Source organism: Acidovorax sp. SRB_24, from assembly GCF_012931925.1.
On the sequence record NZ_MWOM01000109.1, the window covers coordinates 1 to 1569 of the forward strand.

General features: G+C 70.7%; 2 protein-coding genes. Both read right to left on the minus strand.

What is annotated here, in order from left to right; genetic code table 11:
• Positions 1–802 (minus strand): protein-disulfide reductase DsbD domain-containing protein (locus tag B2J89_RS20315; RefSeq protein WP_371809107.1); only part of this gene is annotated, 802 nt, incomplete at its 3' end.
• Positions 803–1067: 265 nt separating this feature from the next.
• Positions 1068–1569 (minus strand): alanyl-tRNA editing protein (locus B2J89_RS20320; protein WP_240965101.1); only part of this gene is annotated, 502 nt, incomplete at its 5' end.

Consider the following 1569-nt stretch of genomic DNA (forward strand, 5'->3'; position numbering starts at 1 on the left):
ACGCGGCGGCGGTCCAGGCGCCGTCGACCATTGCCACCGTGCGCCAGGCGCGTGCGCCGCCTGCGGGCGCTGCCTGCGCCGGCAAGGCCAGCACCAGAGGCAGCTGCGCCACGCTCGCGCCGCGCTCGGCCGACAGCGGCACGCTGGCGGTCCAGACATCGCCTTCCCAGGCCTGCGTCCAGCCGCTGCCCGATTCGGCCGCATGTTCGATCACGGCGGGCGCTTCGGGAAACAGCTGCAGCGCCTGGCCGCGCGCCGCAGCCGGCAGGCCGGGCACGCGGAGCTGCAGGCGCTCGCCGTCCACGCGCGCCGTGCTGCCGTCGCTGGCCAGTGCCCGCGGCTGCGCCGCCAGGGCGCTGTCAAAGGCCGCGGCGTGCAGTGCCGTCGAGCCGCGCACCGGCAGCTGCAGCGTGAAGTCGCCTTCTTCGGGGATGCATTCGCGCTTGCAGACCAGCCAGCTCGCGTGCAGGCGCACGTCCACCGTGCCCGACAGCGGCGCCTGGAAGGTGGACGCCACCTGCAGCGGCACCGGCAGCAGCACCGTGCCCTCATAGCCGTAGTTGGCCAGGTGCTCGATGCGGATCTTCTGCGGCTCCGGCCAGGCGATCTCGCCGACGTCCAGACCGGCGGGCAAGGTCCAGGTCAGCTGGGTCGGCAGGCCCGAGTCGCCGGGGTTTTTCCAGTAGGTGTGCCAGTCCGGCTGGTGCGTGATCTGCAGGCCCAGCCACAGCGGCTCGCCGGGCGTGATGCCCTGCGGCGCGTGCGCCACCAGCTCGGCGCGCACGCGCGGTGTGCTGACCACGGCGCTGGCATCGGATTTGGGGCCTAATTGGGCATTAGCGCTCGTCCATAAAGCGCTTGCAGCTATGAAAAAAAGAGCGGTGAGGAAGCGGGGAAGAACGCGGAGCAGAAAGAAGTGCGGCATGGTCGCCTGGTGGGAGCGCGTCCCTGCGCTTTGGTTCCGGGCGGCGGGGGCTGCGTTCACGGCGCGAACCCCAGCACCACCCGGCGGGTGGTTGCGCTGCGCGCAAATGAGTCCACCCTGAAAAAACCGTGCTGCGCTGCGCTCATGGGGCGAACCCCAACACCACCCTGCGGGTGGTAGCGCTTTTTTTCTCGATCTTGGTGACGACGACGGCACCGATCTCGGCCGTGTTCGCCACATGCGTGCCGCCGCAGGGCTGCAGGTCGATCAGCGTGTCGCTGCCGGCGTCGCCAATGCGGATGGTACGGATGCGCCCGGTGCCGCGCGGCGGCTGCACGCTCATGCTCTTGACCAGCTGCGGGTTGGTGTCGAGTTCTTCGTCGCTGATCGACGCCACCGTGAGCGGGTGCGCGGCCGCCACCAGGCGCGCGATGCCCGCGGTCAGCCACTCCTTGTCGAGCGGGTCGGTCATGTTGAAGTCGAGCCGCGCATAGTCGGGCGTGATCGAGCAGCCGTTGACCAGTTGCGGCACCAGGTGGCACAGCAGGTGCGTGGCGGTGTGAAAGCGCATGAGCCTGTGGCGGCGCTCCCAGTCGATGCGCGCGGTGACGGCGGCGCCGGCCTGCAGCGCGGCGATGGCGGCC